The sequence below is a fragment of the Sodalis sp. (in: enterobacteria) genome, from assembly GCF_047607725.1.
Classification (GTDB): Bacteria; Pseudomonadota; Gammaproteobacteria; order Enterobacterales; family Enterobacteriaceae; genus JBLKSS01.
In genome coordinates, this window is record NZ_JBLKSS010000074.1 from 1 (window position 1) to 24,385 (window position 24,385).

Annotated in this window: 15 protein-coding genes and 5 pseudogenes; 15 read left to right on the forward strand and 5 right to left on the reverse strand. The window is 59.9% G+C overall.

What is annotated here, in order from left to right; all coding sequences use genetic code 11:
* Positions 1 to 275, forward strand: a 275-nt coding sequence (locus tag ACMX3H_RS07300; protein WP_415210332.1) for an ATP-binding protein, incomplete at its 5' end; no start/stop codon positions are given.
* A 141-nt stretch (positions 276 to 416) separates the two neighbouring features.
* On the opposite strand, the pseudogene ACMX3H_RS07305 reads toward ACMX3H_RS07300, so the two are convergent.
* From ACMX3H_RS07305 to mutH, 4 genes and pseudogenes are all read right to left on the reverse strand, one after another.
* A pseudogene (locus tag ACMX3H_RS07305) lies at positions 417 to 704 on the reverse strand (aldo/keto reductase); the annotation flags it as partial.
* Between the two features lie 127 nt (positions 705 to 831).
* Positions 832 to 1,050 carry a YgdI/YgdR family lipoprotein gene (locus ACMX3H_RS07310; RefSeq protein ID WP_415210333.1) on the reverse strand — a complete coding sequence of 73 codons (219 nt, stop codon included), beginning with the start codon at positions 1,048 to 1,050 and terminating at the stop codon, positions 832 to 834.
* A 119-nt stretch (positions 1,051 to 1,169) separates the two neighbouring features.
* Complete coding sequence (locus ACMX3H_RS07315; protein WP_415210334.1) at positions 1,170 to 1,901, reverse strand: TerC family protein; 732 nt, start codon at positions 1,899 to 1,901, stop codon at positions 1,170 to 1,172.
* A gap of 77 nt (positions 1,902 to 1,978) precedes the next feature.
* Positions 1,979 to 2,674 carry a DNA mismatch repair endonuclease MutH gene (gene mutH, locus ACMX3H_RS07320; RefSeq protein WP_415210335.1) on the reverse strand — a complete coding sequence of 232 codons (696 nt, stop codon included), beginning with the start codon at positions 2,672 to 2,674 and terminating at the stop codon, positions 1,979 to 1,981.
* A 685-nt stretch (positions 2,675 to 3,359) separates the two neighbouring features.
* Between mutH and rppH the strand changes: the two genes are divergently transcribed.
* From rppH to recD, 14 genes and pseudogenes are all read left to right on the forward strand, one after another.
* Complete coding sequence (gene rppH / locus ACMX3H_RS07325) at positions 3,360 to 3,887, forward strand: RNA pyrophosphohydrolase (RefSeq protein WP_415210336.1); 528 nt, start codon at positions 3,360 to 3,362, stop codon at positions 3,885 to 3,887.
* A gap of 12 nt (positions 3,888 to 3,899) precedes the next feature.
* Positions 3,900 to 6,009: pseudogene (gene ptsP, locus ACMX3H_RS07330) on the forward strand (phosphoenolpyruvate--protein phosphotransferase).
* 176 nt (positions 6,010 to 6,185) lie between these two features.
* Positions 6,186 to 7,046 (forward strand): annotated as a pseudogene (gene lgt / locus ACMX3H_RS07335) (prolipoprotein diacylglyceryl transferase).
* A gap of 18 nt (positions 7,047 to 7,064) precedes the next feature.
* Complete coding sequence (gene thyA, locus ACMX3H_RS07340) at positions 7,065 to 7,859, forward strand: thymidylate synthase (protein WP_415210337.1); 795 nt, start codon at positions 7,065 to 7,067, stop codon at positions 7,857 to 7,859.
* A 416-nt stretch (positions 7,860 to 8,275) separates the two neighbouring features.
* Positions 8,276 to 8,422, forward strand: a complete 147-nt coding sequence (locus ACMX3H_RS07345; RefSeq protein WP_415210338.1) for a prepilin-type N-terminal cleavage/methylation domain-containing protein — start codon at positions 8,276 to 8,278, stop codon at positions 8,420 to 8,422.
* The gene (locus ACMX3H_RS07350) at positions 8,419 to 8,754 is read left to right on the forward strand and encodes a hypothetical protein (RefSeq protein WP_415210339.1); all 336 of its coding nucleotides are present in this window, start codon (positions 8,419 to 8,421) and stop codon (positions 8,752 to 8,754) included. The genes ACMX3H_RS07345 and ACMX3H_RS07350 overlap by 4 nt, the downstream gene beginning before the upstream one ends.
* Before the next feature lie 29 nt (positions 8,755 to 8,783).
* Complete coding sequence (locus ACMX3H_RS07355; RefSeq protein WP_415210340.1) at positions 8,784 to 8,999, forward strand: prepilin-type N-terminal cleavage/methylation domain-containing protein; 216 nt, start codon at positions 8,784 to 8,786, stop codon at positions 8,997 to 8,999.
* Between the two features lie 218 nt (positions 9,000 to 9,217).
* The gene (locus ACMX3H_RS07360; RefSeq protein ID WP_415210341.1) at positions 9,218 to 9,403 is read left to right on the forward strand and encodes a hypothetical protein; all 186 of its coding nucleotides are present in this window, start codon (positions 9,218 to 9,220) and stop codon (positions 9,401 to 9,403) included.
* The gene (locus ACMX3H_RS07365) at positions 9,400 to 9,936 is read left to right on the forward strand and encodes a DUF2509 family protein (protein ID WP_415210342.1); all 537 of its coding nucleotides are present in this window, start codon (positions 9,400 to 9,402) and stop codon (positions 9,934 to 9,936) included. The genes ACMX3H_RS07360 and ACMX3H_RS07365 overlap by 4 nt, the downstream gene beginning before the upstream one ends.
* A gap of 126 nt (positions 9,937 to 10,062) precedes the next feature.
* Complete coding sequence (locus tag ACMX3H_RS07370; RefSeq protein ID WP_415210343.1) at positions 10,063 to 10,536, forward strand: prepilin-type N-terminal cleavage/methylation domain-containing protein; 474 nt, start codon at positions 10,063 to 10,065, stop codon at positions 10,534 to 10,536.
* Positions 10,537 to 10,623: 87 nt separating this feature from the next.
* The gene (gene recC / locus ACMX3H_RS07375) at positions 10,624 to 13,983 is read left to right on the forward strand and encodes an exodeoxyribonuclease V subunit gamma (protein WP_415210344.1); all 3,360 of its coding nucleotides are present in this window, start codon (positions 10,624 to 10,626) and stop codon (positions 13,981 to 13,983) included.
* Positions 13,984 to 14,111: 128 nt separating this feature from the next.
* Positions 14,112 to 17,033: a pitrilysin gene (gene ptrA / locus ACMX3H_RS07380; protein WP_415210345.1), complete on the forward strand. Its 2,922-nt coding sequence runs from the start codon at positions 14,112 to 14,114 to the stop codon at positions 17,031 to 17,033.
* On the forward strand, positions 17,014 to 20,568 hold the full coding sequence (recB, locus tag ACMX3H_RS07385) for an exodeoxyribonuclease V subunit beta (protein ID WP_415210346.1): 3,555 nt from the start codon (positions 17,014 to 17,016) through the stop codon (positions 20,566 to 20,568). Before ptrA ends, recB begins: the two co-directional genes overlap by 20 nt.
* 16 nt (positions 20,569 to 20,584) lie before the next feature.
* Positions 20,585 to 22,463: pseudogene (gene recD / locus ACMX3H_RS07390) on the forward strand (exodeoxyribonuclease V subunit alpha).
* 151 nt (positions 22,464 to 22,614) lie between these two features.
* Here recD and argA read toward each other — a convergent pair.
* Positions 22,615 to 23,957: pseudogene (argA, locus tag ACMX3H_RS07395) on the reverse strand (amino-acid N-acetyltransferase).
* Between the last annotated feature and the right edge of the window lie 428 nt (positions 23,958 to 24,385).

Sequence of the window (24,385 nt, forward strand, 5' to 3'; positions counted from 1 at the left end):
AAATAGAGTTACTGCTCTTGGACGACTTGGGCCTGGAATCAATGAGTCCGATGCAGGCAACGATGCTGTTGGAGGTGATGGAAGATCGTTACGACAAAAGCAGCAGCATCCTGATCAGTCAACTGCCGGTAAAAAAATGGTGTGGACTGATAGAAAACCCCACGACAGCTGACGCGTTACTCGATCGGCTAGTACACCCCAGCTATCGACTGGAACTTAAAGGCGAATCACTACGCAAAGAGCAAGGAGTAGTCAGCACAGGAAAAATAGACTAAAACTGAGTCAGAAGATGAGCGAACACGTGATCGAATATCACTGGAATGGGTGATCGGAAAATATAGGAATAACTGATCGGAATAACTGATCGGATGTCGCCGGAACAGATGATCGGATACGTCGGAATCTGCAACCTCTACGTCGTTGCCGCGCGCCGGACCGAGCACTTTACTGGCTAAAACAATCTTTTCGCGCTGACCGCGGCGCTTCAACCAGCTGCCGATATAGCGCTCCGTCAGCCCCTGGGTTTCAGGATGGGGCGGTACGGGGTACATTTCCGTGGTGTCAATTAAGTTAACGCCGTTGGCGAGAGCGAGATCAAGCTGGTCATGGGCTTGCGCTTCGCTGTTTTGTTCGCCGAAAGTCATGGTACCCAGGCCGAGCACGCTGACTTCCAAAGAACTATGGGGAATACGGTGATAAAACATCAGGGCAGGTTCCTCAGTGACGTAAACGTACAGGCGTGATCGCACACCGCCTTGACTGACTATAACCAAGCCGGGGCGGGGGGAGAAGGGGTAAATTAAACCTGCGACGCGCTGCCGGGCGCGGGGATCATCTTTCGATGATCTGCGAAACATCGTTGCCGTTGATTTGCCTTTCGTTGCCACGTTCGTCGGTATAATGGATAAGACCGGTGGTTTTATCGATTTCAGGCTTGCCGTCGGTCAATATCATCTGGCCATCTTTGGTCGCCATTACGTAATCACTGGTGCAGCCGGCAAGCAGCGCGACGCCGAATAATGCCGGCATCAGCAGATAGAGTGTTTTCATTATCGTTTTCCATCCATTAAGTGACCTACATCGTTAACATCATATGCAAAAAACACCGGCTTCACTAGCGATGCGGGCGAAAATTCCAGCACCGTTTTCCACTGCGTGTCGAGGAGCATTCAGGCATCCGGGCCGGAAGGCCGCTGGCCGGCTTTTTTATTGCGCAAGAGATTTAGCGTTTCCACCGCCAGCGAGAAAAACATGGCGAAATAGATATACCCTTTCGGCACGTCGATAGCCGCGCTTTCCAGAATCAGCGCGCCGCCAACCAAAATCAAAAACGCCAGCGCCAGCATTTTGACCGACGGGTGTCTATCGACAAATTCGCCTATTGGCCGGGCAGCAAAGTGCATTATCGCCACCGCGATGATGACCGCCGCCATCATGATAAACAGATGGGAGGACAGGCCTACCGCAGTAATGATCGAGTCCAGGCTGAGAATGATATCGAGCATCATTATCTGGGTAATGGCGCCGAGATAGGATTGGACCGTGCTGTCCTCGCCGCCAGCGCTGCCGTGGAACGATTCCATTATTTCCCTGCACGATTTCCAGATTAGAAAAATGCCGCCAAAAAACAAAATCAGATCTCGGGCGGAAATAGGGTGTTCCAAAAAATAAAATAGCGGTTTGACCAGATGGCTGACCCAGGCGATAGCGGCCAGCAGGCCAAGTCGCATCACCATGGCGCCGAACAGACCCAGGCGGCGGGCGCTGCTTTGCTGTGAGGGAGGAAGTTTGGCGACGATCACGGACAGGAAAACAATATTATCAATACCCAGGACAATTTCCAGAATGGTCAGGGTTCCCAACGCCAGCCATGCGTCCGGATCGGCAATCCAATCAAGCATTACACACATTCACCTAAACGAAACATAAACGATAATTATACGCGGTGTTGTCGGTGGGCTGGCAAGAGAAAACGCGTTTATAACAGGAAATGGCGTGCCAGCAGCTGGGCGGTGAAATTTTTTTTCAAATAGAAACCGCGAGGCAGCGTTAAAATCGGCTGGCCAAATTCACCGACGGCGGCGGTCAGCGTCCGACCGGTGGCGGCTTTTGGCCGCAGCTGTAGCACTTCGCCGTGGCGGGCGGTGATGCGTTCCACCTTGCCTAACACAATAAGATCCATAAGCTCTTCCCAGTCGCGTCGCAGCTGTAGCTCTTCCTCCGTGTCCGGGCTCCACAGGAGCGGCGCGCCGATGCGGCGTCGCGCCAGCGGGATTGTCCGTTGGCCCTCGACCGGGATCCAGAGCACCCGCGCCAGCTTATAACACACGTGGCTGGTTTCCCAGGTAACGCCGCTATTGCCGGTCAGCGGCGCCACGCAAACAAAGGTGGTCTCCAACGGCCGTCCGCCGCTGTCCACCGGAATGGTTTTCAACTCTACGCCTATGGCGGCAAAATCCTGCTCGGGCTTACTGCCGGCGCTGGCACCCAGATAGCGTTCCAAGAGGACGCCAATCCACCCTTTGTCACGCTTGAGATTGGCGGGGATCGGCAGACCGGCCTGGGCAGATAACTCCCTCAAGGTATAACCCGCCAGCGCATCGGCGCGGCGCAGCAGTTCCCTTTCATCGGCGGGGGGATGGGGCGCAAGGGAAAGCGGAATCAGGCTGTTCATTTCGCGGTCCTGAACTGAATAAAAACTAAGCACCTGCGGCACATCCGCGCTGCTAACGCGAGTGGCGGCCGGAGAAAAAATAATAATAGCATGATTTTAAGCTCTTTTTTAATGACCTTAACAGACAGGGCGCAAGCCCGAAAGCAGTTGTACACCCGCTACGGGCAACAATGAATAGGATCTTACACCAGGTTATCCACAGATTTGCGGGATAATCTTGTCAATCGACGAGTACTGTTTCTATTACAGCCTTGACGGCGCCGTTTTTAGCCTATTTGTCCATTTATTTGCGACGTCGATCCGTTTTTCTGTGGATAAAATCATCGATGGTTGTTTTTTATCCATGCCCGGTGAAGAGATTTTTCACCGCGTCGTCGTCGCGCCTTCCGTGACAAGGGTAAACGTTTTAGTCTGTTGATATTCTTCTCTATTTTTTATTTTTTATCCCCCGCACGGGCGTTTGGCGAAAAGTTTTACCCATCTAATCCAGCGTTGCACACAAACCTATCCACAGAAAAAGTACATAAAGTGGCGCCCGCTCGCCGCTAGCTGTTTATAACTCGGCGCCATTAAGCGGCCCTAAGAGTGTTATTCACCGGCGATTAGTGAAAAGCAGTGGTTTACCATTCAGAGCGAGTATGAAACAATCGGAACATCTTATATTTTATGTAATCGAGGTAGTCCGGTGATCGATGATGATGGCTACCGCCCGAATGTTGGTATTGTAATCTGTAATCTCGACGGGCAGGTGCTGTGGGCCAGGCGATACGGACAGCATTCCTGGCAGTTCCCCCAGGGCGGCATCAACGCTGGCGAGACCACGGAGCAGGCGATGTATCGCGAGCTGTTCGAGGAGGTCGGTCTGAGCCGCAAAGATGTGCGTATCCTGGCTTCGACGCGTAACTGGCTGCGTTATAAGCTTCCCAAGCGGCTGGTACGCTGGGACACCAAGCCGGTGTGTATTGGTCAGAAGCAAAAATGGTTTCTGCTACAGCTCACGTGTCCGGATGTGGATATCAATATGCAGCGCGGGGGGATCCCTGAATTTGACGGCTGGCGCTGGGTCAGCTTCTGGTACCCAGTACGTCAGGTCGTTTCCTTTAAACGGGACGTGTACCGCCGGGCGATGAAGGAATTTTCCGGCGTCGTGATGCCGCTGCAGGAAACTGCGGCGCCGCGTTCCGCGCCGGCACACAGACGGAAAAGAGGCTAAGTCACGTAGATTATGCTCACGCGTTTGCGGGAAATCGTTGAAAAGGTAGCAGCCGCGCCGCGTCTGTCGGATTCACTTGACATTCTGGTTAATGAAACCTGTCAGGCGATGAATACCGAAGTCTGTTCGGTTTATTTGGCCGATAACGATCGTCGCTGCTATTACCTGACGGCGACGCGCGGTTTAAATAAACCGCGCGGCGCACGATCACGCTGGCATTTGACCAAGGGATTGTCGGCCTAGTCGGACGGTTGGCTGAGCAGATTAACCTGGCGGACGCCCATATCCATCCCAGTTTCAAATACATTCTGGCGGTGAAAGAGGAGCGTTTTCGTTCCTTTCTCCGCGTGCCGATTATCCACCGCCGTCAGTTGCTCGGTGTACTGGTGGTGCAGCAGCACGAGCACCGGCAGTTCGACGAGAGCGAAGAATCGTTTATGGTCACGCTGGCCACGCAGATGGCCGGCATTCTATCCCAGTCGCAGCTCAACGCGCTGTTCAGCCAGTACCGCCAGACCCGTATTCGCGTCCTGGCGACCGCGCCGGGCGTGGCCATCGCCCAGGGCTGGGTGGACAGCAGCCAGCCTTCCCTCGACAAGTTTATCAGGCGTCGTCGCTGGACAGCGGCCACGAGCGCGAGCGGCTGACGCTGAACGAATCCGTCGCCGAATTCCGCCGTCTGAGCAAGCGGTTTACCGCCAGCGCGCAGAAAGACAGCGCGGCGGTGTTCGACCTGTACAGCTATTTACGCGAGCGTGCCGGCGATTTGCGCGCGCTCGGCCAGCGACTGCTGTTCCACCTTGACGATAGCGCGCGTAATGTTATTCAGTGGCCATCGCGCTTCGTGCTGGTGGCCGACGAGCTGAGCGCCGCGCTCCTGGCCGAAGTGCCGCCGGATTAGCTGGTGGGGGTGGTGGTGCGTGACGGCGCCGCCAACTCCCACGCCGCTATCCTGGTGCGGGCGATGGGGATCCCGACAGTGATGGGCGCCGATATCCAGCCGCTGTTGCTTAATCAGCGCTTGCTTATCGTCGACGGCTACCGCGGTGAACTGCTGGTGGAGCCGGTCCTGGTGCAGGAGTACCAGCGCCTGGTCAGCGAAGAGCGTGAATTCACCCGGCTGGCGGAAGATAATGTGGAGCAGCCGGCGGTGCTGAAAAGCGGCGAACGCATCCAGGTGATGCTCAACGCCGGTTTGAGCGCGGAACATGAACAGCGCCTCGACGATCGGGTGGACGGCATCGGTCTGTACCGCACGGAAATTCCCTTCATGTTGCAAAACGGCTTTCCCTCGGAGGAGGAGCAGGTGGCGCAATATCAAGGGATGTTGCAATTGTTCCCCGGTAAATCGGTGACGTTTCGCACCCTAGACGTCGGCGCCGATAAACAGCTGCCCTATATGCCGATAAGCGAGGAAAATCCCTGCCTGGGCTGGCGCGGTATTCGTATTACCCTTGACCAGCCGGAGATTTTTCTCATCCAGGTGCGCGCAATGCGGCGCGACAACGCCGCCACCGGCAATTTAAGTATTCTGCTGCCGATGATAACCAGTGTCGATGAGATTGACGAAGCGCGCCGGCTCATCGACCGCGCCGGACGCGAAGTTGAGGACGTGCTGGGCTATGCGCTGCCCAAGCCGCGTATCGGTATTATGGTGGAAGTGCCGGCCATGGTGTTTATGCTGTCGGCGCTGGTGACCCGGGTGGATTTTCTGTCGGTCGGCACCAACGACCTGACGCAGTATTTGTTGGCGGTGGATCGCAATAATACCCGGGTGGCGGCGATGTACGATAGCCTGCATCCGGCCATGCTACAGGTGCTGCAAAAAATCATTAGCGAGTCGGAGCGGCTGGGGCTGGGGCTGGCTTGCAGCTTGTGCTGCGAAATGGCCGGCGATCCGATGGGCGCGTTGCTGCTAGCGGGCATGGGCTATCGTACGCTGAGCATGACCGGCCGTAGCGTGGCGCGTATCAAGTATTTATTGCGCAATGTGGCGCTGAACGAGGCGCAGGAGCTGGCGGAGCGGGTCATTGGCGCGCAAAACAGCATCGAAGTCCGCCATCAGGTGGCGGTGTTCATGGAGCGGCGCGGCCTGGACGGCCTGATTCGGGGCGGGCGCTGAGTAGGGAATCATTACACCTGCCGGCGGTTATTTACATCCCCTGACTCTCGCCGTCGCGCCGCTATGCTATGATACGCCACTTCGCGCCGTGCGGGAAAAACGCCTGCGCGGCATGTACAGCGACCGCAGCGGCATCCTGCGGCCGGATAACAAAAACGACGACGTTGTGGTGATGAATGACGACCCATTATCTGGCCTTTCCTCAGTTTGACCCGGTGATCTTTTCCCTGGGCCCGGTTTCCCTGCACTGGTACGGTCTGATGTATCTTGTGGGCTTCGTCTTTGCCATGTAGCTGGCGGTACGGCGCGCGAATCGCCCCGGCAGCGGCTGGCGCAAAGAAGAAGTCGAAAATCTTCTCTATGCCGGTTTTCTCGGGGTGTTTCTCGGCGGCCGTATCGGTTATGTACTGTTTTACAACCTGCCGCTGTTTCTCGATAATCCCCTATGCCTGTTTAAGGTCTGGGACGGCGGCATGTCGTTCCACGGCGGATTGATAGGCGTCATCGTGGTGATGCTGTGGTTCGCCCATCGCACCCGCCGCCATTTTTTCCAGGTGGCCGATTTTGTCGCGCCGATGGTGCCCTTCGGCCTGGGCGCCGGCCGTTTGGGGAATTTTATCAACGGCGAGTTGTGGGGCCGGGTCACCACCGATACGCTCTGGGCAATGCAGTTTCCCGGCTCCCGGGAGGAAGATTTGGCGCTGCGGCCGGCCAATCCGCAGTGGCAAGCGCTGTTTGAGCGCTACGGCGTGCTGCCTCGCCATCCGTCCCAGATCTACGAGATGCTGCTTGAAGGCATGGTGCTGTTTATTATTCTCAATCTGTTTATCCGTAAGCCGCGGCCTATCGGCAGCGTCTCCGGTTTGTTCCTGATTTGCTACGGCGCCTTTCGCATACTGGTGGAATTTTTCCGCCAGCCGGATGCCCAATTGGGCCTGTTTAGCGGCGTCATTAGCATGGGGCAGATTTTGTCGCTGCCGATGATTTTGGCCGGCGTGATTATGATGGCCTGGGCGTACCGCCGCCGTCCCCAGTAACATATGTCCTGAGGTATTATGAAACAGTATTTTGATTTGATGCGTATGGTGCGCGCGCAGGGTACGCCGAAAGCGGATCGTACCGGCACCGGCACCCTGTCGGTGTTCGGCCATCAAATGCGCTTCGATTTGCGCCAGGGTTTCCCGCTGGTGACCACCAAACGCTGCCATTTGCGGTCGATTATCCATGAGCTGCTGTGGTTCCTTAACGGCGATACCAATATCGCTTATTTGCAGCAGAATAACGTTTCCATCTGGGATGAGTGGGCGGATGAAAACGGCGATTTAGGGCCGGTGTACGGCCGGCAATGGCGCGCCTGGGGGACCGGCGACGGACGCCAGATAGACCAGTTGGCCGAAGTGGTGCGCCAGCTCAGGCAAGATCCGGATTCCCGCCGCATTATCGTTTCCGCCTGGAACGTCGGCGAGCTGGACAAAATGGCCCTGGCGCCGTGCCATGCGCTGTTTCAGTTCTATGTCGCCAACGGCACTTTATCGTGTCAGCTCTACCAGCGTTCGTGCGATATTTTCCTCGGCCTGCCGTTCAATATCGCCAGCTATGCCCTGTTGGTACACATGCTGGCGCAGCAGTGCGATTTGCAGGTCGGTGATTTCGTCTGGACCGGCGGCGATGCCCATCTCTACAGTAACCATTTGCAGCAGGCGGACCTGCAACTGACCCGCGATCCGCGGCCGTTGCCGCAGCTGCTGATTAAGCGCCGACCGGCAACATTGTTCGATTACCGCTTCGAGGATTTTGAGCTGACGGGCTATGATCCCCATCCGGCAATCAAAGCGCCGGTCGCGGTATAAATTGCCCGTGCGTGGGGGCGTCTGCGCATCAACATGATTTTGCGGGCGGCGGGTCTGTTCGTGCATAAATGCGAATGTGCCTGCCGCGATCCTCTCGTACATAATTGCGATGGTGCGCGTGGCGGTCCTCTCGTGCATAAATGTGGATGATGCGTGCGACGGTCTTCTCGCGCCTAAGCGCGATAAATGGCTGAGGGGGTCCTCTCGCGTCTAAACGTGATGGCGCCTGCGGCGGTTCGTTCGCGTATAAAAGGCTCACGCGCGGGCGGTGATGTGTCCGCGCCTATTCACGATGTCGCTCATGCCGCCGTTGTATCTCCTGTTTCCCGTTTCCCGCCTTTCAATGATTGCATCACACGCCGCATAACTCAATTTCGCCGCTGGTCCACCGCCGCACGCCGCGCCACACTGCGGCAATGAATGACTCCCTTAACAATAGCGGCTATACCTTGCCTGAGCTGCTCCTGACGCTGGCGTTGACCGCGCTGCTAATCCTGGCGGAAGTTATGGCTGGCGTCAGCATCAGTCGGCCCGGCAACTGGCGAGCAACGCCCACCAGTTGATGGATTTTATCGTGCGCCAGCAATGGCATGCCGCATGGGGTAACCGCCGCTGCCGGATCAATGCGGTCGGCGGCGAGCGCTGGCAGCTGTACGGCGATCCGCTATGCGGCTTGGGCCGCGCGGCACCGGGAGCCTGGCGCGAACCCGCGCGCGGCGTTGCTCCCTATACGGGTGTTCGCCTGTCGTTGTCGACGGCGGGCGAGCTGAGTCTGGGCGGGCGGCGCCACACCGCCAGCACGGCGCACTTCGTCCTCAGCAATCCGGCGGGGCGGCGGCGGATGGTGGTTTCCGGCAGCGAGCGGGGGCGCTGGGCGGGGATCCCGTCATGCTAACCGGGTGGGTGGGCGGCAGGGGCGCCGCTGTGGCGTTACTTCCCGCCGTAACGCTTTCCGCTGTGGCCGACACCGATGCCGCGCCCGTGGCGGCTGGCGAGGGTTGCACCGGCTTTAGCCTGCCGGAATTGCTGGCCGCCCTGGCAGCATACAGCGTGCTGTTGACGGTGGCGCTGCACCTTTTTCGCACTGCACCGTGGTGCCGAAGGAGCGATACTGCAGCTGAAATTGATGCGCCAGCTTGATCTCTATGCGCTGGCCATGGTCAAGGACCTGCGTCGTGCCGGCTTTTCGCCGCAGGGCAAGGCAGGGTGCGCGCTGTGGATCGACAGACGCCAGGGGGAGCCATCCTGCTCCTGTCTTGTGGTCGGTTATGCCTATTACGCGCACAGCGATGCATCCGGGCATCTCGTCTCCGCCACCTTCGGCTATCGCCTGCGTCGGGGGGCGCTGGAGACCCAGCGTGATGTACGTGATTGCCAGGGGGGGCTGGGAAAAGGTGTTCAACAGCGATGAGCTGACGGTGACCCGGCTGCGATTTACCGCCCTTGCAGGTGGCGCGCTGCGCATTCATCTGGCCGCGACCGCCCGTCGTCGGCCGGATATCGGCTACGCCGTGACGCAGGTCGTGGCGCGGCGGAATCTATGAGCCGGGAACGGGGTAGCTGCAGTGTATTGGCGCTGGCGCTCCTCAGCGGCTTTTGCCTGCTGGCGATGTTGAGTTGGCAGCGCGCGCTCCAGGTTTCGCTGGAGCGGGCGCGGGCGCAGCGTCATTATTTGCTGGCTTTTCACCAGGCGGAATCGTCCCTCGCTTGGGGGCTAAGCCAGCACTGGCCCGCCCGGCACGGCGAATGCCGACAGCATCCCGCCGCGCCATTGCGGGTTTGCCTGCAGGTCAGCGGTCGGGGATATGGCTGGCTGCTGCGCGGGGAAGGAGGCGGAACGATGCTGGCGCCGCCGTGGCGGCATTATCGGCGCGTCACGCTGCATTTGGCCGTAGCGCCGCCAGCCGCGGAGGATTTTGTTGCATCAACTTGTCCGACGGCACCGAGGGATCCTGCCGCCGTGAATCCCCCGCCGGCGCCGGCGGCTCCCCTCGTGGTGGGAGCATCGCCGAACCCGGCGCGGACGCATTTTCTGCGGGCGCGGCACGACGGCTGGCTGGATTTTGACCCGGGCTAAAAGCTGCGGCAGGCGTGGCGTAATAGCGTAAAAGTGCGCGGAGGAGCACGATGACGACAAAGCGGCAGGGGCGCGACGGCCGTCCCAGACAACGCGGCGTGACCCCGAACCGGCGAGGGGGACGGGATGTCAGATAAACGGCGAAGCGCGACGCTGGCGCGGCGGTGGGTCGGGACGCGAGAGGGATGGCGAAGCGTGATGCTGGCGCGGCGGCGGGACGGGATGCGAGACCGGCGACGACGCAGGGTGCCAGATCCACAGCGGGGCGCTGGTCTGGTGGAGGCGCTGCTGGAGACGATGTTGCTCGCGATCACCGCGCTGGGGTTGCTGGAGTATAGTCAGCGGCTGGCGGTCTTCCAGCGGCGGTTACAGGATGTCTCGCTGGCGCTGAGTTTAAACCACCAGCGCCTGGAGCTGCTGCGTCAGCCGGCGGCCCCTGACGCGCTATCTCAGCCGCCCGGCTGGCGGATTAACGTGATTGAAGAATCCTGCGACGAGGATTGCCGGCGCGTTACCGCCATGGTCACCTTGCCGAGCGGCGAGCGCATCAGCCTCAACGAATGGGTTTGCCAGAATCCGGCCGGCATAACAGGTACGTGATTGCTTGTGTTCCGGGCAAATCGCGTTAGAGTGGGCGCAGGCATTGTAATAAGCCCTTGGGCAGAAGGTGCGCATGGCGAGGAGTTTATGTTTACCGTTTATCATTCCAACCAGCTGGATCTGCTTAAGACCCTTACCGCCGCGCTGATCGCAGGCAGGCCACTGCGCGATCCGTTCCAGCCGGAAGTGATTCTGGTGCAAAGCAACGGGATGGCGCAGTGGATGCAGATGGAATTGGCGGCACACTTCGGTATTGCGGCCAACATTGAATTTCCGCTGCCGGCCAGCTTTATCTGGCAGATGTTCACCCGCGTACTGCCCGATATTCCTGACGAAAGCGCATTTGCCAAACCGGCGATGACTTGGCGGCTGATGGCGCTGCTGCCTCGTCTGTGCCAGCAGCCGGATTTTGCGGCGATAAGCGAATATCTGCGCGATGACGATGATAAGCGTAAAGTTTTCCAGTTCGCCGCCCGGGTGGCGGATCTCTTCGACCAGTATCTGGTATATCGTCCCGACTGGCTGGAAAGCTGGCAGCGTGGTGAAGTGATTGACGGTATAGGCGAGGCCCAGCGCTGGCAGGCCCCATTGTGGCGAGCGTTAATGGCGGAGACGGAACGGGCGGGGCAGCCGCTGTGGCACCGCGCCAATCTCTATCAGCGTTTTATCCAGACCTTGACGCAAAGCCAGACGCGGCCGCCTGGATTGCCCGATAGAGTGTTTATCTGCGGCATCTCAGCGCTGCCTCCTACCTACCTGCAGGCGCTTCAGGCGTTGGGGCGCCATATCGACATCCATCTGCTGTTCACCAATCCCTGCCGCTATTACTGGGGGGATATCCGCGCTCGCGCTTTCCTCGCGCTGCTGCTGCACCGCCGTCGCCGGCACTATCAGCAGCAGACGGAGCAGGCGCTGTTCCGGCGCCCTCAACAGGCCGCCGCGCTGTTCGACGCGCTGGGAGAACAGCAAATAGGCAACCCGCTGCTGGCCTCCTGGGGCAAACAGGGGCGCGATAATCTTTACCTGCTGGCGCAGATGGACGGTGTTGCCGAGGTGGATGCATTTGTTGAGCCAGCGGGTGATAACCTGCTAAGCCTGCTGCAGCGCGATATCCTGGCCCTTGAGGATCACGCAGTGATTGGCATGGAGGGCGAAACGCTCACTCAGGGCGGCGGCAAGCGGCCGCTGCGGCTGGATGACCGCTCGCTGAGCCTGCATGTCTGCCATAGTCCGCTGCGGGAAGTGGAAGTGCTGCACGACAGCCTGCTGGCGATGATAGCGGAAGACCCGACGCTGCGCCCGCGCGACGTGATTGTCATGGTGGCCGATATCGACCGTTATACTCCGGCAATCCAGGCGGTATTCGGCAATGCCGGCGGCGAGCGCTATTTGCCTTTTTCCATTTCCGACAGACGGGTGCGGCATCTCCATCCTGTTCTGCCGGCGTTTCTTAGCCTGCTGGAATTACCGCGCAGCCGCTTTGTCGCCGAGCAGGTGCTAGCGTTGCTGGAGGTGCCGGCGCTGGCAGCCCGCTTCGCCATTGATGAGCAGGGGCTTCAACTGCTGCGCCTGTGGGTGGCGGAGTCCGGCATTCGCTGGGGCCTGGACGATGATACGCTGCGCGAACTGATGCTGCCCGCCCCCGGCCAGCATACTTGGCAATTTGGCTTGACCCGCATGCTGCTGGGCTATGCCATGGACAGCGAGAGCGGCGACTGGCAGGGTATTCTACCCTACGACGAATCCAGCGGCTTGATAGCCGGCCTGGTCGGCCAACTGGCTGAGCTGTTAATGCGGCTGCGCCAGTGGCGCGACCGGCTTACCCAGCCCCGCTCCCTGGACGCCTGGCTTGGCTGCGCCCGCGAAATGATCGAGGATTTATTTGCGCCCGACGCCGAGGCGGAAGCGGCGCTGGCGCTGCTGGAAAATCAATGGCAGCAGGTGCTGCAATGCGGTTTGCAGGTGGGATATGACCAGCCGGTGCCGGTGACGCTGCTGCAAGACGAGCTGGCCGCGCGGCTGGATCAGGAGCGGGTCAGCCAGCGCTTTCTGGCCGGCACCATCAACTTCTGTACGCTGATGCCGATGCGCTCAATTCCGTTCCGGGTGGTCTGCCTGCTGGGCATGAACGACGGCGTTTATCCGCGCACGCTGCCGCCGGCGGGGTTCGACCTGATGGCGCAGCAGCCACAGCGCGGCGATCGCAGCCGGCGCGACGATGACCGCTATCTGTTCCTGGAGGCGCTGTTATCCGCGCAGCAGCGGCTGTATATTAGTTTTATCGGCCGTGCCATTCAGGACAATACCCCGCGTTATCCGTCGGTGCTGGTAAGCGAGCTGAGCGATTATATTGCGCAAAGCTTTTATCTGCCCGGCGACGAGCACGCCGATGCCGAGAGTAGCGCTGACCGGGTGCGCGCGCATCTGTGGCAGTGGCATAGCCGTATGCCTTTCGCGCCGGAGAATTTTTTGCCCGGCAGCGAGACCCAAAGCTTCGCCGACGAGTGGCTGCCGGCCGCCGGCGCCGAGGGCGAGGCGCTGGCGCTGGATGAGCTACTACGCTTTTATCGCCACCCGGTGCGCGCCTGGTTTGTGCAGCGCCTGGCGGTCTCCTTCCACCAAACGACCCTTGAGCTGGCGGCTGATGAACCTTTTGTCATCGACGGTCTGACCCGCTATCAGCTCAATGACCGGCTGGTGAATGCCCTTATCGACGGGGAAAGCACCGACCGGCTGTTCCGCCAGGTGCGCGCCGCCGGCCTGTTGCCTTATGGCGCGTTCGGCGAGCTGTATTGGGCCCGGCAGTGTCAGGAGATGACGGTGCTCTCTGAGCTGGTACGGATGTGGCGATTGCCGGAAACGCACAGTCTTGAGGTCTCTTTGACGCTGGACGAGGTGACGCTTTCCGGCTGGCTGCCGCGGGTCCAGGCGAATGGCTTGCTGCGCTGGCGTCCCGGCACGCTGTCGGCCCGGGATGGCCTGCTGCTGTGGTTGGAGCACCTGGCCTACTGCGCCATGGGCGGCGAAGGCGAGAGCCGGATGTTCGGTACGCGCGGCGAGTGGCATTTCACGCCGCTGCCCGCCTGTCGGGCGAAAGCGTTTTTACTTTCTCTGGTTTCCGGCTACTGTCAGGGTATGGCGTCGCCGCTGCTGCTGTTACCCTGCGCGGGTGGCGCATGGCTAAGCCATTGTTACGACCCGGTGACGCAGAGCATCGACCGCGACGAGAGCCGGCAGCGGCAGGCCCGTGATAAACTTATCCAGGCTTGGCAGGGGAATGGCCATGTTCCCGGCGAAGGTGAGGATCCTTATCTGCAGCGGTTGATGCGTCAGTTGGAGGAACAACATATTGAGGCGATTATATCGGCCGCTGAACGGTATTTGCTGCCACCCTTTATGTTCAATCTGGCGCAGAGTGAGCCGGCGAAACGCGAAAAGAAAGCCTGAGTCAAGCGTTCGGGGCGCCGCCCCGGCGACGGCGGTAAGCGCCGTTATGTTGTTTTCTTGCACGTAAGTGTCACCTAAAAAAAGACTGTGGTCAGGAACGGCCCGCAAGGCAGCTATCGGAGAGAGGAATGTTGAAACTGGTTAACGGGTTATTGGGTTTCGCACTGATTTTTTTGAGCACAGCAGCACCAGGATGGGCGCAAAGCGGATGGCAACCGGTGAAAGAAGCCATCCACAAGAGCAGTCAAGATCCCCGTCACTATCAGGCTATCCGGCTGGATAACGGCATGACGGTGCTGTTGGTGAGCGATAAGGACGCGGTCAAGTCGCTTGCGGTGGTGGCCGTGCCGGTGGGGTCGCTGGAGAATCCGCACAATCAGCTTGGCCTGGCTCACTATCTGGAGCATATAATCCTGATGGGGTCGCGCCATTATCCAGAGCCGGAAAATCTTTCTGAATTCTTGAAAAAGCACGGCGGCGATCATAATGCCAGCACCGTGTCCTACAGAACGGCTTTTTATCTGGAGGTGAAAAACGATGCGCTGCAGCCGGCCATCGATCGGTTGGCGGACGCTATCGCCGCACCGCGGCTGGATCCGGTTTACGCCGATAAAGAGCGCCATGCGGTGGATGCCGAGCTCCGAATGGCGCGCGCCAACGACGGCCTGCGCATGGCGCAGATCCGGTCTGAGACCATGAATCCGGCTCACCCGGGTTCGCGCTTTTCTGGCGGCAATCTTGACACCTTGAGCGATAAGCCCGACAGCAAATTGCACGATGCGCTGCAGCATTTCTACAAACGTTATTATTCGGCCAACTTGATGGTAGCGGTCATTTACAGCAATCAACCGCTGCCCGACATGGCGAAGCTGGCGGCCGCCACCTTTGGCCGCATCGCCAACCACCGGGCGTCGGTGCCCCCCATCACCGTACCGGCGGTCACCGCCGCGCAAACCGGTATCGTTATCCATTACCAGCCGGTCCAGCCACGAAAGATGCTGCGCATCGAGTTTCCCATCGCCAACAACAGCGCCGCGTTTCGCAGCAAAACCGATACCTACATCAGCTATCTCATCGGCAACCGCAGCCCGGGAACCCTGGCGGACTGGCTGCAAAAAGAGGGGTTGGCGGACGCTATCGACGCCGGCGCCGATCCAATGGTTAATCGCAACGGCGGGGTTTTCGCCATTGCCGCCTCCCTTTCCGACAAAGGGTATGCGCAGCGCGACCGGGTGGTGGCGGCCATTTTTGCCTATCTGTCGCTGCTGCGGCATCAGAGGATTCAGCGTCACTATTTCGACGAGATAGCCCATGTGCTGGACCAGGATTTCCGTTTCCCGGTGATGACCCGCAATATGGACTATATCGAATGGCTGGTGGATTCCATGCTGCGGGTGCCGGTGCAACATGTGCTGGATGCTTCTTATCTGGCCGACCGCTACGATCCGGCCGCCATCGGCGCGCGCCTCGACGTCATGAAGCCGCAGCATGCCCGCGTCTGGTTCATCAGCCCGGACGCGCCGCACGATAAGACCGCCTACTTTGTCGATGCCCCCTATCAGGTGAGTAAACTGACGCCGGTGCAAATCGCCCGCTGGCGACACCTGGAGCGGGCGATCACACTCTCGCTGCCGGCGCTTAATCCTTATATCGCCAACGATTTCAGCCTGATCCGTAGCGCGAGTCATCCCGAGCACCCTGAAACCCTGATCGACGAGCCGAGGCTACGGCTGCACTATATGCCGAGCAGCGCGTTCGCCGACGAACCGCGCGCGGATATCACGTTGAATTTCCGCAATGCCGCTGCCATGGGCAGCGCGCGCAATCAGGTGCTGTATTCGTTAAACGACTATCTTTCCAATCTCGAACTGGCGGAGCTGAGCAATCAGGCCTATGTGGGCGGCATTAGCTTTTCCTCCTACGTCAACGACGGTCTGACCATCAAGGCCAGCGGCTACACCCAGCGTTTGGTGCCGCTAGTGAATGCGCTGCTGGACCGCTATCTGGCGATAGCCCCGACGGCGCAGCAGCTGCAGCAGGCCAAGACTTGGTATCGCCAGCAGCTGGACGGTACGGATAAAAGCAAAGCCTACTCCCAGGCGATCATTCCGGCCAAGGTTCTCTCCGACATTCCCTATGTCGAGCACGACGCGCGACGGGCGCTTATCGACGGCATTACGCTTCAAGAGGTGATGGATTATCGCGCGACGCTTATCAAACCCAACGCCCTGGACGTGCTGGTGGTTGGTAATCTGACCCCCGAGCGGGCGGAAACGCTGGTGCGTGGGCTTAAAGAACGCCTGGGGCTGACCGGCACCGACTGGCGGCGCGCCGATAAGGCCACCGTTGACGCGCCGCTGCGGGCGGTCATCCAGAAGCGGCTCGACAGTACCGATTCCGCCCTGGCGGCGGTCTATGTTCCCCTCGGTTATGACCGTATCGAGGGGATGGCCTGCAGTTATCTGCTGTTGCAGATTGTCGAATCCTGGTTTTACAAGCAATTGCGTACCCAGGAGCAGCTGGGCTATGCCGTGTTTATGCTGCCTGTTTTCGTCGGCGATCGGGCCGGCGTCGGGTTTGTGCTGCAAAGCGGTCGCTATCAGCCGGCATATCTGTACCAGCGCTATCTGGCGTTTTTCACCCAGGCCGGCCAGCGGCTGAATACGCTGGACCCGACGGATTTCGAGCAATACAAGCAAGGCGTGATAGCCCAGCTGCAGCAGAAGCCCCAGACGCTGGGCGAAGAGGTGGATCTCTATACCGGCGATCTGGACCGCGATAATATGCGCTTTGATACGCGCGCTCGTCTGATTGCCCGTTTGCGGACGCTGACCCAGTCGCAGCTGAGCGACTATTACCAGCGGGCGGTTATCAAGCAGCAGGGGCTGACCCTGCTGTCGCAAATTTCCGGCGTCGGCGCGGGTAGTGATCCCGCCGATTACGCTCACCCCACCGGCTGGACTCTGTTTTCCGATGCGTCAGCGCTGCAACAGGCGCTGACGGTGCAACCAAAGGAAACCGATCGCGTTGATGACCGCCGAGAGCCTTAACCCCCTCACGTTGCCGCTGCAGGGTGCTCGTCTTATCGAAGCGTCGGCGGGAACGGGAAAAACCTATACCCTGGCGGCGCTTTACCTGCGGCTGCTGCTTGGGCTGGGCGGCGAGTCGGCGTATCCGCGGCCCTTGAGCGTGGAAGAAATATTGGTGGTGACCTTTACCGAGGCCGTCACCGAAGAGCTGCGCGGTCGTATCCGCGACAATATACATCGGCTGCGGCTGGCCTGCGAGCGGGGTAAGAGCGAGGATCCGCTACTGGCGGCGCTGTTGACGCAGCTCGGCGATCTGCGGCTGGCCGCATTGCATCTCCTGGCGGCGGAGCGGCAGATGGACGAGGCGGCGATTTATACCATCCATGGCTTCTGCCAGCGCATGCTGAATCACAATACTGTCGAGTCCGGCATGTTATTTCAGCAAACCTTGCTGGAGGATGAATCGTTCTTGCGCCAGCAGGTGAGCGCTGACTTTTGGCGCCGCCATTGCTATCCGTTGCCGCTGGACGTTGCACGTATGGTGCAGCAGCACTGGGAGGGGCCGGAAAATCTGCTGGCGGAACTGCTGCCTTATCTCCAGGGCGAGCCGCCGGTGGTGCGTGATCCGCCCGATATCACCGAGTCTATCCTGGCGCGGCATGGGCGCATCATTGCCGGCATTGAAGACCTCAAGCGACAATGGCGCGCGGCGTCAGCGACGCTCAGGACGATGCTCGACGGTCATAAACTCGACCGTCGGGTGTATAGCAGCAAGAATCTGCCGACCTGGCTTGCGAAAGTCGACCGCTGGGCGAGTGAGCCCACCGTGGATTATCAGGTGCCGGATGAATTGGCGCGGTTCAAAAGCTCGGTGCTGGCGGAAAAAATCACCGCCGGCGAGCCGCCTCGGCATGAACTGTTTGCCGCGGTGGAGGCCTTTTATCAGCAGGAGCTCTCGCTGCGCGAGCTTATTTTCGTCATGGCGCTGGCGGAAATGCGTCAGGCGCTGGAGCAGGAAAAAAGGCGGCGCGCGGAGATGGGCTTCGACGATTTGCTGAGTCGCCTGGACCGGGCGCTGGCCGGCGATGGCGGTGAGGCCCTGGCCGAGTCGGTGCGCACGCGCTATCCGGTGGTGATGATCGATGAGTTTCAGGATACCGACCCGCAGCAGTACCGTATTTTTCGCCGGATTTACGGCGATCAGCCCGGCTGTGGCCTGCTGTTGATAGGCGACCCGAAACAGGCTATCTATGCGTTTCGCGGCGCGGATATTTTCACCTATATGCGCGCCCGCAGTGAAGTGGATGCTCACTATACCCTTGATACCAACTGGCGTTCCGCGCCGGGGATGATTAATGCGGTAAATCAACTGTTCCAAAGCTTGCCGGTGCCGTTTATTTTCAGCGATATTCCCTTTTTGCCGGTGGAGTTCGCCGCGGGCAATGCCGGTCTGCGGCTGGTGGTGCGGCACCAACCTCAGCCGGCGCTGCGCGTCTGGCTACAGCCGGGCGCCGGCGTAGGCGTAAACGAGTACCAACAATGCATGGCGCGCCAGTGTGCAGCCACCATTAGCGACTGGCTTTACGCCGCGCGTAAAGGCGAAGCCTGGCTTGAAGGGCGCCGGGGCCGTCAGCCGCTGCAGGCGTCGGATATCACGGTACTGGTGCGCAACCGCAATGAGGCGGCGCTGGTGCGCGACGCGCTGGCGGCGCTGATGATCCCGGCGGTGTATCTCTCCAACCGGGACAGCGTCTTCGAGACGCCCGAGGCGCGCGAACTGCAATGGATCCTGCAGGCGGTGTTGACGCCGGAGAAGGATATCGCGCTGCGCCGCGCGCTGGCCACCGGGTTGCTGGGCTTTGATGCCGCCACCATTGATGCGCTGAATAACGATGAGCGCCGCTGGGAGCAGCGGGTTGAAGAGTTTGCCGACTATCGCCAGAGCTGGCAAAAAAACGGCGTACTGCCGATGCTGCGTCAAATGATGATAAACCATCGCATCGCGGAAAGCCTGTTAGCAAGCCAGGGGGGCGAACGCCGGCTGACCGACGTACTGCATCTGGGAGAACTGCTGCAGGAAGCCTCGACGCAACTTGAGAACGAATTTGCGCTGGTCCGTTGGCTGGCGCTACAGGTGGAATCCCCTAATCCACAGGCGACTAATCAGCAATTGCGGCTGGAAAGCGATCGTCATCTGGTGCAAATCATTACGGTGCATAAATCCAAAGGTCTGGAGTTCCCGCTGGTGTTCCTACCGTTCGCGKCCGATTTTCGCGTGCAAAAACGGCCGCTGTTTCACGATCGCCAGGCGTACGGGGCCTGGCTGGATCTCAGCGCGGCGCAAGAGAGTTTACGTCTGGCGGAGGAGGAACGGCTGGCGGAAGATTTGCGTCTGTTTTACGTGGCGCTAACGCGCTCTATCTACCATTGCAGTCTCGGCATCGCGCCGTTGTATCGCGGTAGCCGCAAAAAAACCGGCGCCAGCGATCTGCATTTGAGCGCGCCCGGCTACCTGATTCAGCAGGGGCAGGATGGCGATACAGATGACCTGCGCGATCGGCTGGCGGCGCTGGTGGCGCGCGCCGGCGGCGATATTGCCCTGTGCGAGGCGCTGGCCGCACCGGCACAACCGCTTACGCCCGCCCCCGAACCTGCCCCCGTGCTGAGCGCCCGCCGCTGGCCCGCGCCGCCGCGCGATCCCTGGCGGGTCACCAGCTATTCCGGTCTGCAACGGCACGGCAGCTCGGTGATGATGGAACTGCAGCCGCGGCTGGACGTGGATGCCGTGGGGGAGGGCGGGCAGCAGGAAAGGTTACAATTGACGCCGCATACCTTTCCGCGCGGCGCATCGCCGGGGACGTTTTTGCACGGCATGTTTGAAACGCTGGATTTCAACCGGCCGTTGGACCCGCAGTGCCTGAGCGAACAACTGGCGCAGCAGGGCATCGATGCCGTTTGGCTGCCGGTGATAACGCACTGGATGGAAAGCATTATCGCTATGCCGCTGGATGGCGGGGCGCTTTCTCTCGCGCATCTGGCGCCCGACAGCCGCCATGCTGAATTGCCGTTTTATCTGCCTATCGACGCGGTGGTGCAGGTGCGCGATCTGGACCTGCTCTGCAAGCGCTACGATCCGCTTTCGGCACGCTGCCCACCGCTAGATTTTCCGCAGGTCAGGGGGATGCTGAAAGGGTTTATCGACCTGGTTTTCCGCTGGCAAGGCCGTTATTACCTGCTGGACTATAAATCCAACTGGCTGGGAGAGGAGAGTGCCGCCTACACCCTGCCGGCGATGGAACAGGCGATGATCGCCCATCGCTATGAGTTGCAGTACCAGCTTTATACGCTGGCGCTGCATCGCTTTTTGCGCCACCGCCTAGTGGATTATGATTACCAGCGCGATTTCGGCGGGGTATATTATCTGTTTCTGCGTGGCATCGACGCGGCGCAGCCGGGAAATGGCGTTTTTCATTGCCGGCCGGACATTGCCTTAATCGACGGACTAGACCTTTTATTCACCGGCGAAATGCGGCCGGCGACGGCGCAAAGCGGCTAACGCAGGGGACTTATAGATGGAAGACATTCTTGCCGAAGCGCAACGGTTGCGTTTGTTCCGGCCGCTGGACGTCCAATTCGCCCGTATGCTGGCCACGCCCGCCACGCCCGCGCTGATGTTGGCCAGCGCCTGCCTCAGCGCCGATGCCGGCGCCGGCCATGTTTGCCTGCCGCTGGCGCTATTAACGCCGGCGCGGCTGTTTGACGGCCGTATGCCGCCGCTGGCGCAGCAGGCGTGGCTGCGGGCCGGTAGCCCCTCTCTTGACGAATGGCAGCAGCACCTGCTGGCGTCCAACGCGGTGAGCGACGGTTCGCGTCCAACCCCGCTGGTGCTGGACAGCCAGCGCCTGTATTTACAGCGTATGTGGCGGCATGAATGCGTGGTGGCACAGTTCTTTAACCGGCCGCGGCCGCCGGTGGCCGGCGACGAAACCAACATCGCCGCGGTGCTGGCGCGCTACTTTCCCGGCGACGGCGCGGTAATCGACTGGCAAAAAATCGCCGCGGCGGTCGCGATAACGCACCCGGTGGCGCTGATATCGGGCGGGCCGGGCACCGGCAAGACCTTCACGGTGGCGAAGCTCCTGGCGGCCTTGCTGCAGTTGAGCGACGGCGGCCATGCGCGCATGTTGATGGCGGCCCCCACCGGTAAAGCGGCGGCGCGCCTGAGCGAATCCCTTGGCCTGGCCTTACAGCGTCTGGGGCTGGATGAAGAGCAGAAACAGCGGCTGCCGCGCGAGGCGATAACGCTGCACCGCTTGCTCGGGGCGCAGCCCAATAGCCAGCAGATGCGCTATCACCGTGGAAACCCGCTGCATGTGGATATTCTCATCATTGATGAAGCGTCAATGGTTGATTTGCCGATGATGGCCTATGTGATTGCGGCGTTGCCGCCGCAAGCGCGGGTGATCTTCCTGGGTGATCGTTGCCAGCTATCCTCGGTGGCGGCGGGAGCGGTGCTGGGCGATATCTGCCAGTTCGCCGAGGCCGGCTACAGCCCCGCGCGCCGTGCGGAGCTGGCGCGGCTGACGGGCTTTACGCTGCCGGCGGGTGCGGGCGGCGGCGGTTATGGTGTCGCCGATAGTTTATGTCTGCTGCGTAAAAGCTACCGCTTCGATGAAGGATCCGGCATTGGCCGGCTGGCAAATGCTATTAACGCAGGCGACGTCAAGGACGCGCTGGCGCTGCTTAACGCCGGCACGACGGTGGATGTCGTCTACACGCCGCTGCGTGAGGCGGCAGACTATCAGCGTATGCTGGACGACTGCGTTGACGGCTATCGGGACTATTTAGAGCGGGTGCGCAACCATGATGCGCCGGCGGCAATTTTAGACGCCTTCAACCGCTTCCGCCTGCTGTGTGTGCTGCGGGAAGGGCCTTTTGGGGTTGCCGGTCTGAACGACCGTATTGAGCTGGCCTTGAGCCGGGCGGGGCTGCTGGCCCTCGGCAATGCAGGGTGCGGCTACGCGGGGCGGCCGGTGATGATCGTACGCAATGCGCCGTCGCTGGGGCTGTATAACGGCGATATCGGGATCTTGCTCTGGGATGGCGAACAGACGCTGCGCGTGCATTTCTCCCTGCCGGACGGCGGTGTCAAAGCGGTGCCGCTAAGCCGGTTGCCGGAGCATGAGACGGCATTCGCGATGACGGTGCATAAATCCCAGGGGTCGGAATTCCACCATACCGCGCTGGCGTTACCCAATCAGATCTTGCCGGTATTAACGCGGGAATTGCTGTATACCGCGGTCACGCGCGCGCGGTTATCCCTGTACGCTGTACGCGACCGACGAGGTATTGCAACACGCCATTGCAACCAAAACCCAGCGGCGCAGCGGCCTTATCGAGCGGCTGGCCGGCGGCCAGGCCGCACCGCCGCAGCCATCCGCGGATCGCTGACGCGTGCGGCCATGATTCCCGCTTGGCCCGCGACCTTTCCAGCCGGTCCCACTGTATTAGGCTCAATGGCCGTCCCGCGTGCTGGCGCGGTAGGATTGCCTCACCGCGCAATGGCCGTCCTGTGCCTCTGCAGGTCCGATCGCATCATCGTTCAACGGCCGTCCTGCGTCTCAAGTTCGGCCACCAGAATTTTAGATCGGCGCTGGTAGTTATACAGCGCCTTTTTCTGGTTCGGCAGTATATCCACTTCCGCAGGGGTGAAGCAGCGTTCTTGAAACCAGTGAATACTGCGGGTAGTGAGCACAAACAGTTTCTTCAGCCCCATTCGACGCGCCTGCTGCGCGATGCGCGTCAACAGCATCTCGCCGCGTGACGAACTGCGATAATCGGGATGCACCGCCACGCAGGCCATTTCGCCTATCTGCTCATCGGGAAAGGGATAAAGCGCCGCGCAGGCAATGGTCATATTGTCCCGTTCGATAATGGTAAATTTGTCGATTTCCATCTCCAACTGCTCGCGGGAGCGGCGCACCAGGATCCCCTGCTGCTCCAGCGGGCGAATGAGCGCCAGAATGCCGCCGATATCGTTGATGGTGGCCCGCCGCACCTGCGCGGCGCTTTCCATCACAATTTGCGTGCCGATACCGTCGCGGGAAAAGAGCTCTTGCACCAGGGCGCCATCTTCTTGATAGCTGATAAGATGGCAGCGCCGCACGCCGCTGCGGCAGGCTTTTACCGCCCCGCGCAGAAAGCGCACGGTGCCGGAATGGTAATCACCGCGCGCCTCCAACTGCTCGATGCGCCGCTGGGCGTCGTTGGGGTACAGTTCGGAAATGATATCGTCGTCTTCGCCAATTACACCTTGCGACGAGCAAAAGCCGATAATCTTCTCCGCTTTCAGCTTGATAGCCAGCTGCGTCGCCACCTCTTCGGAGGTGAGATTAAAACTTTCGCCGGTGACCGAGACCGCCACCGGGCCGAGGAGGACGATGGCGCCGCCATCCAACTGGCGGTGAATCGCCTCATCATCGATACGGCGGATGCGCCCGCTGTGGCAATAGTCCACGCCATCATCCACGCCCAAGGGCTGGGCAATGATAAAATTGCCGCTTACCACATTGATGTGCGCGCCCTGCAGCGGCGTATTATTCAAACTCATCGACAGCCGGGCGGTGATATCCAGCTGTAGCTGGCCGGCGGCCTGCTTCACCCGTTCGAGGGTGGGCGCGTCGGTGACGCGGGTATGTTTGTGGTAAATCGGCTCAAGATGATGTACCGCCAGATTGGCGTCGATTTGCGGCCGGGCGCCGTACACCAGCACCAGGCGGATACCCAGGCTGTGCAACAGGCCGATGTCATTAACAATACTGCGAAATTTTCATGCTCGATGGCTTCGCCGCCCAGCATAACGACAAAGGTTTTGCCACGGTGTGCATTGATATAAGGAACCGTATGGCGAAAACCCTGAACCAATTCTGTACTGCGTTCCTTCACGGCCTACCCTCTGTGAATGATTATTCTGATTTTGTGTATTTTTAGTCTTTTAATCCCCGCTTGGCAAGTCCCAATTTAAAGTAGGCCACTTTGTAAAGATGCGCAAAGTCCGCTCTGCACCGCCCATGTACGGCCTTTTCGGGATGACAGCGGCCGGCGGTTTGGTTAAAGTTTTCGCCGTTAACGATAAACGATTGGTTTTTCAGATAATGCACATTTTATTACCGGGGCGTTATGCCTGATTCAGAACATAACAACGCGCGCCGACGATTGTTGCAGGGCGTGGCTTGCTGGTTCCGGTCACGTCCGATCACTGATTCCGGTCGCCCGATCAGCGATTCCGATTCTGTCCGATCGCTCATCTTCTATTCCGCCATACTCTGGAGACTTTTAGCTTCCGGGAGTATGGCATGGCACGTAAAAAGAAG

Coding starts and splice junctions, on each gene's coding strand:
- ptrA (WP_415210345.1), top strand. CDS start 14,112: ATGTTGAAACTGGTTAACGGGTTATTGGGTTTCGCACTGATTTTTTTG.
- ACMX3H_RS07365 (WP_415210342.1), top strand. CDS start 9,400: ATGAGCCGGGAACGGGGTAGCTGCAGTGTATTGGCGCTGGCGCTCCTC.
- recC (WP_415210344.1), top strand. CDS start 10,624: ATGTTTACCGTTTATCATTCCAACCAGCTGGATCTGCTTAAGACCCTT.
- thyA (WP_415210337.1), top strand. CDS start 7,065: ATGAAACAGTATTTTGATTTGATGCGTATGGTGCGCGCGCAGGGTACG.
- ACMX3H_RS07345 (WP_415210338.1), top strand. CDS start 8,276: ATGAATGACTCCCTTAACAATAGCGGCTATACCTTGCCTGAGCTGCTC.
- ACMX3H_RS07310 (WP_415210333.1), bottom strand. CDS start 1,050: ATGAAAACACTCTATCTGCTGATGCCGGCATTATTCGGCGTCGCGCTG.
- mutH (WP_415210335.1), bottom strand. CDS start 2,674: ATGAACAGCCTGATTCCGCTTTCCCTTGCGCCCCATCCCCCCGCCGAT.
- ACMX3H_RS07315 (WP_415210334.1), bottom strand. CDS start 1,901: ATGCTTGATTGGATTGCCGATCCGGACGCATGGCTGGCGTTGGGAACC.
- ACMX3H_RS07370 (WP_415210343.1), top strand. CDS start 10,063: ATGTCAGATAAACGGCGAAGCGCGACGCTGGCGCGGCGGTGGGTCGGG.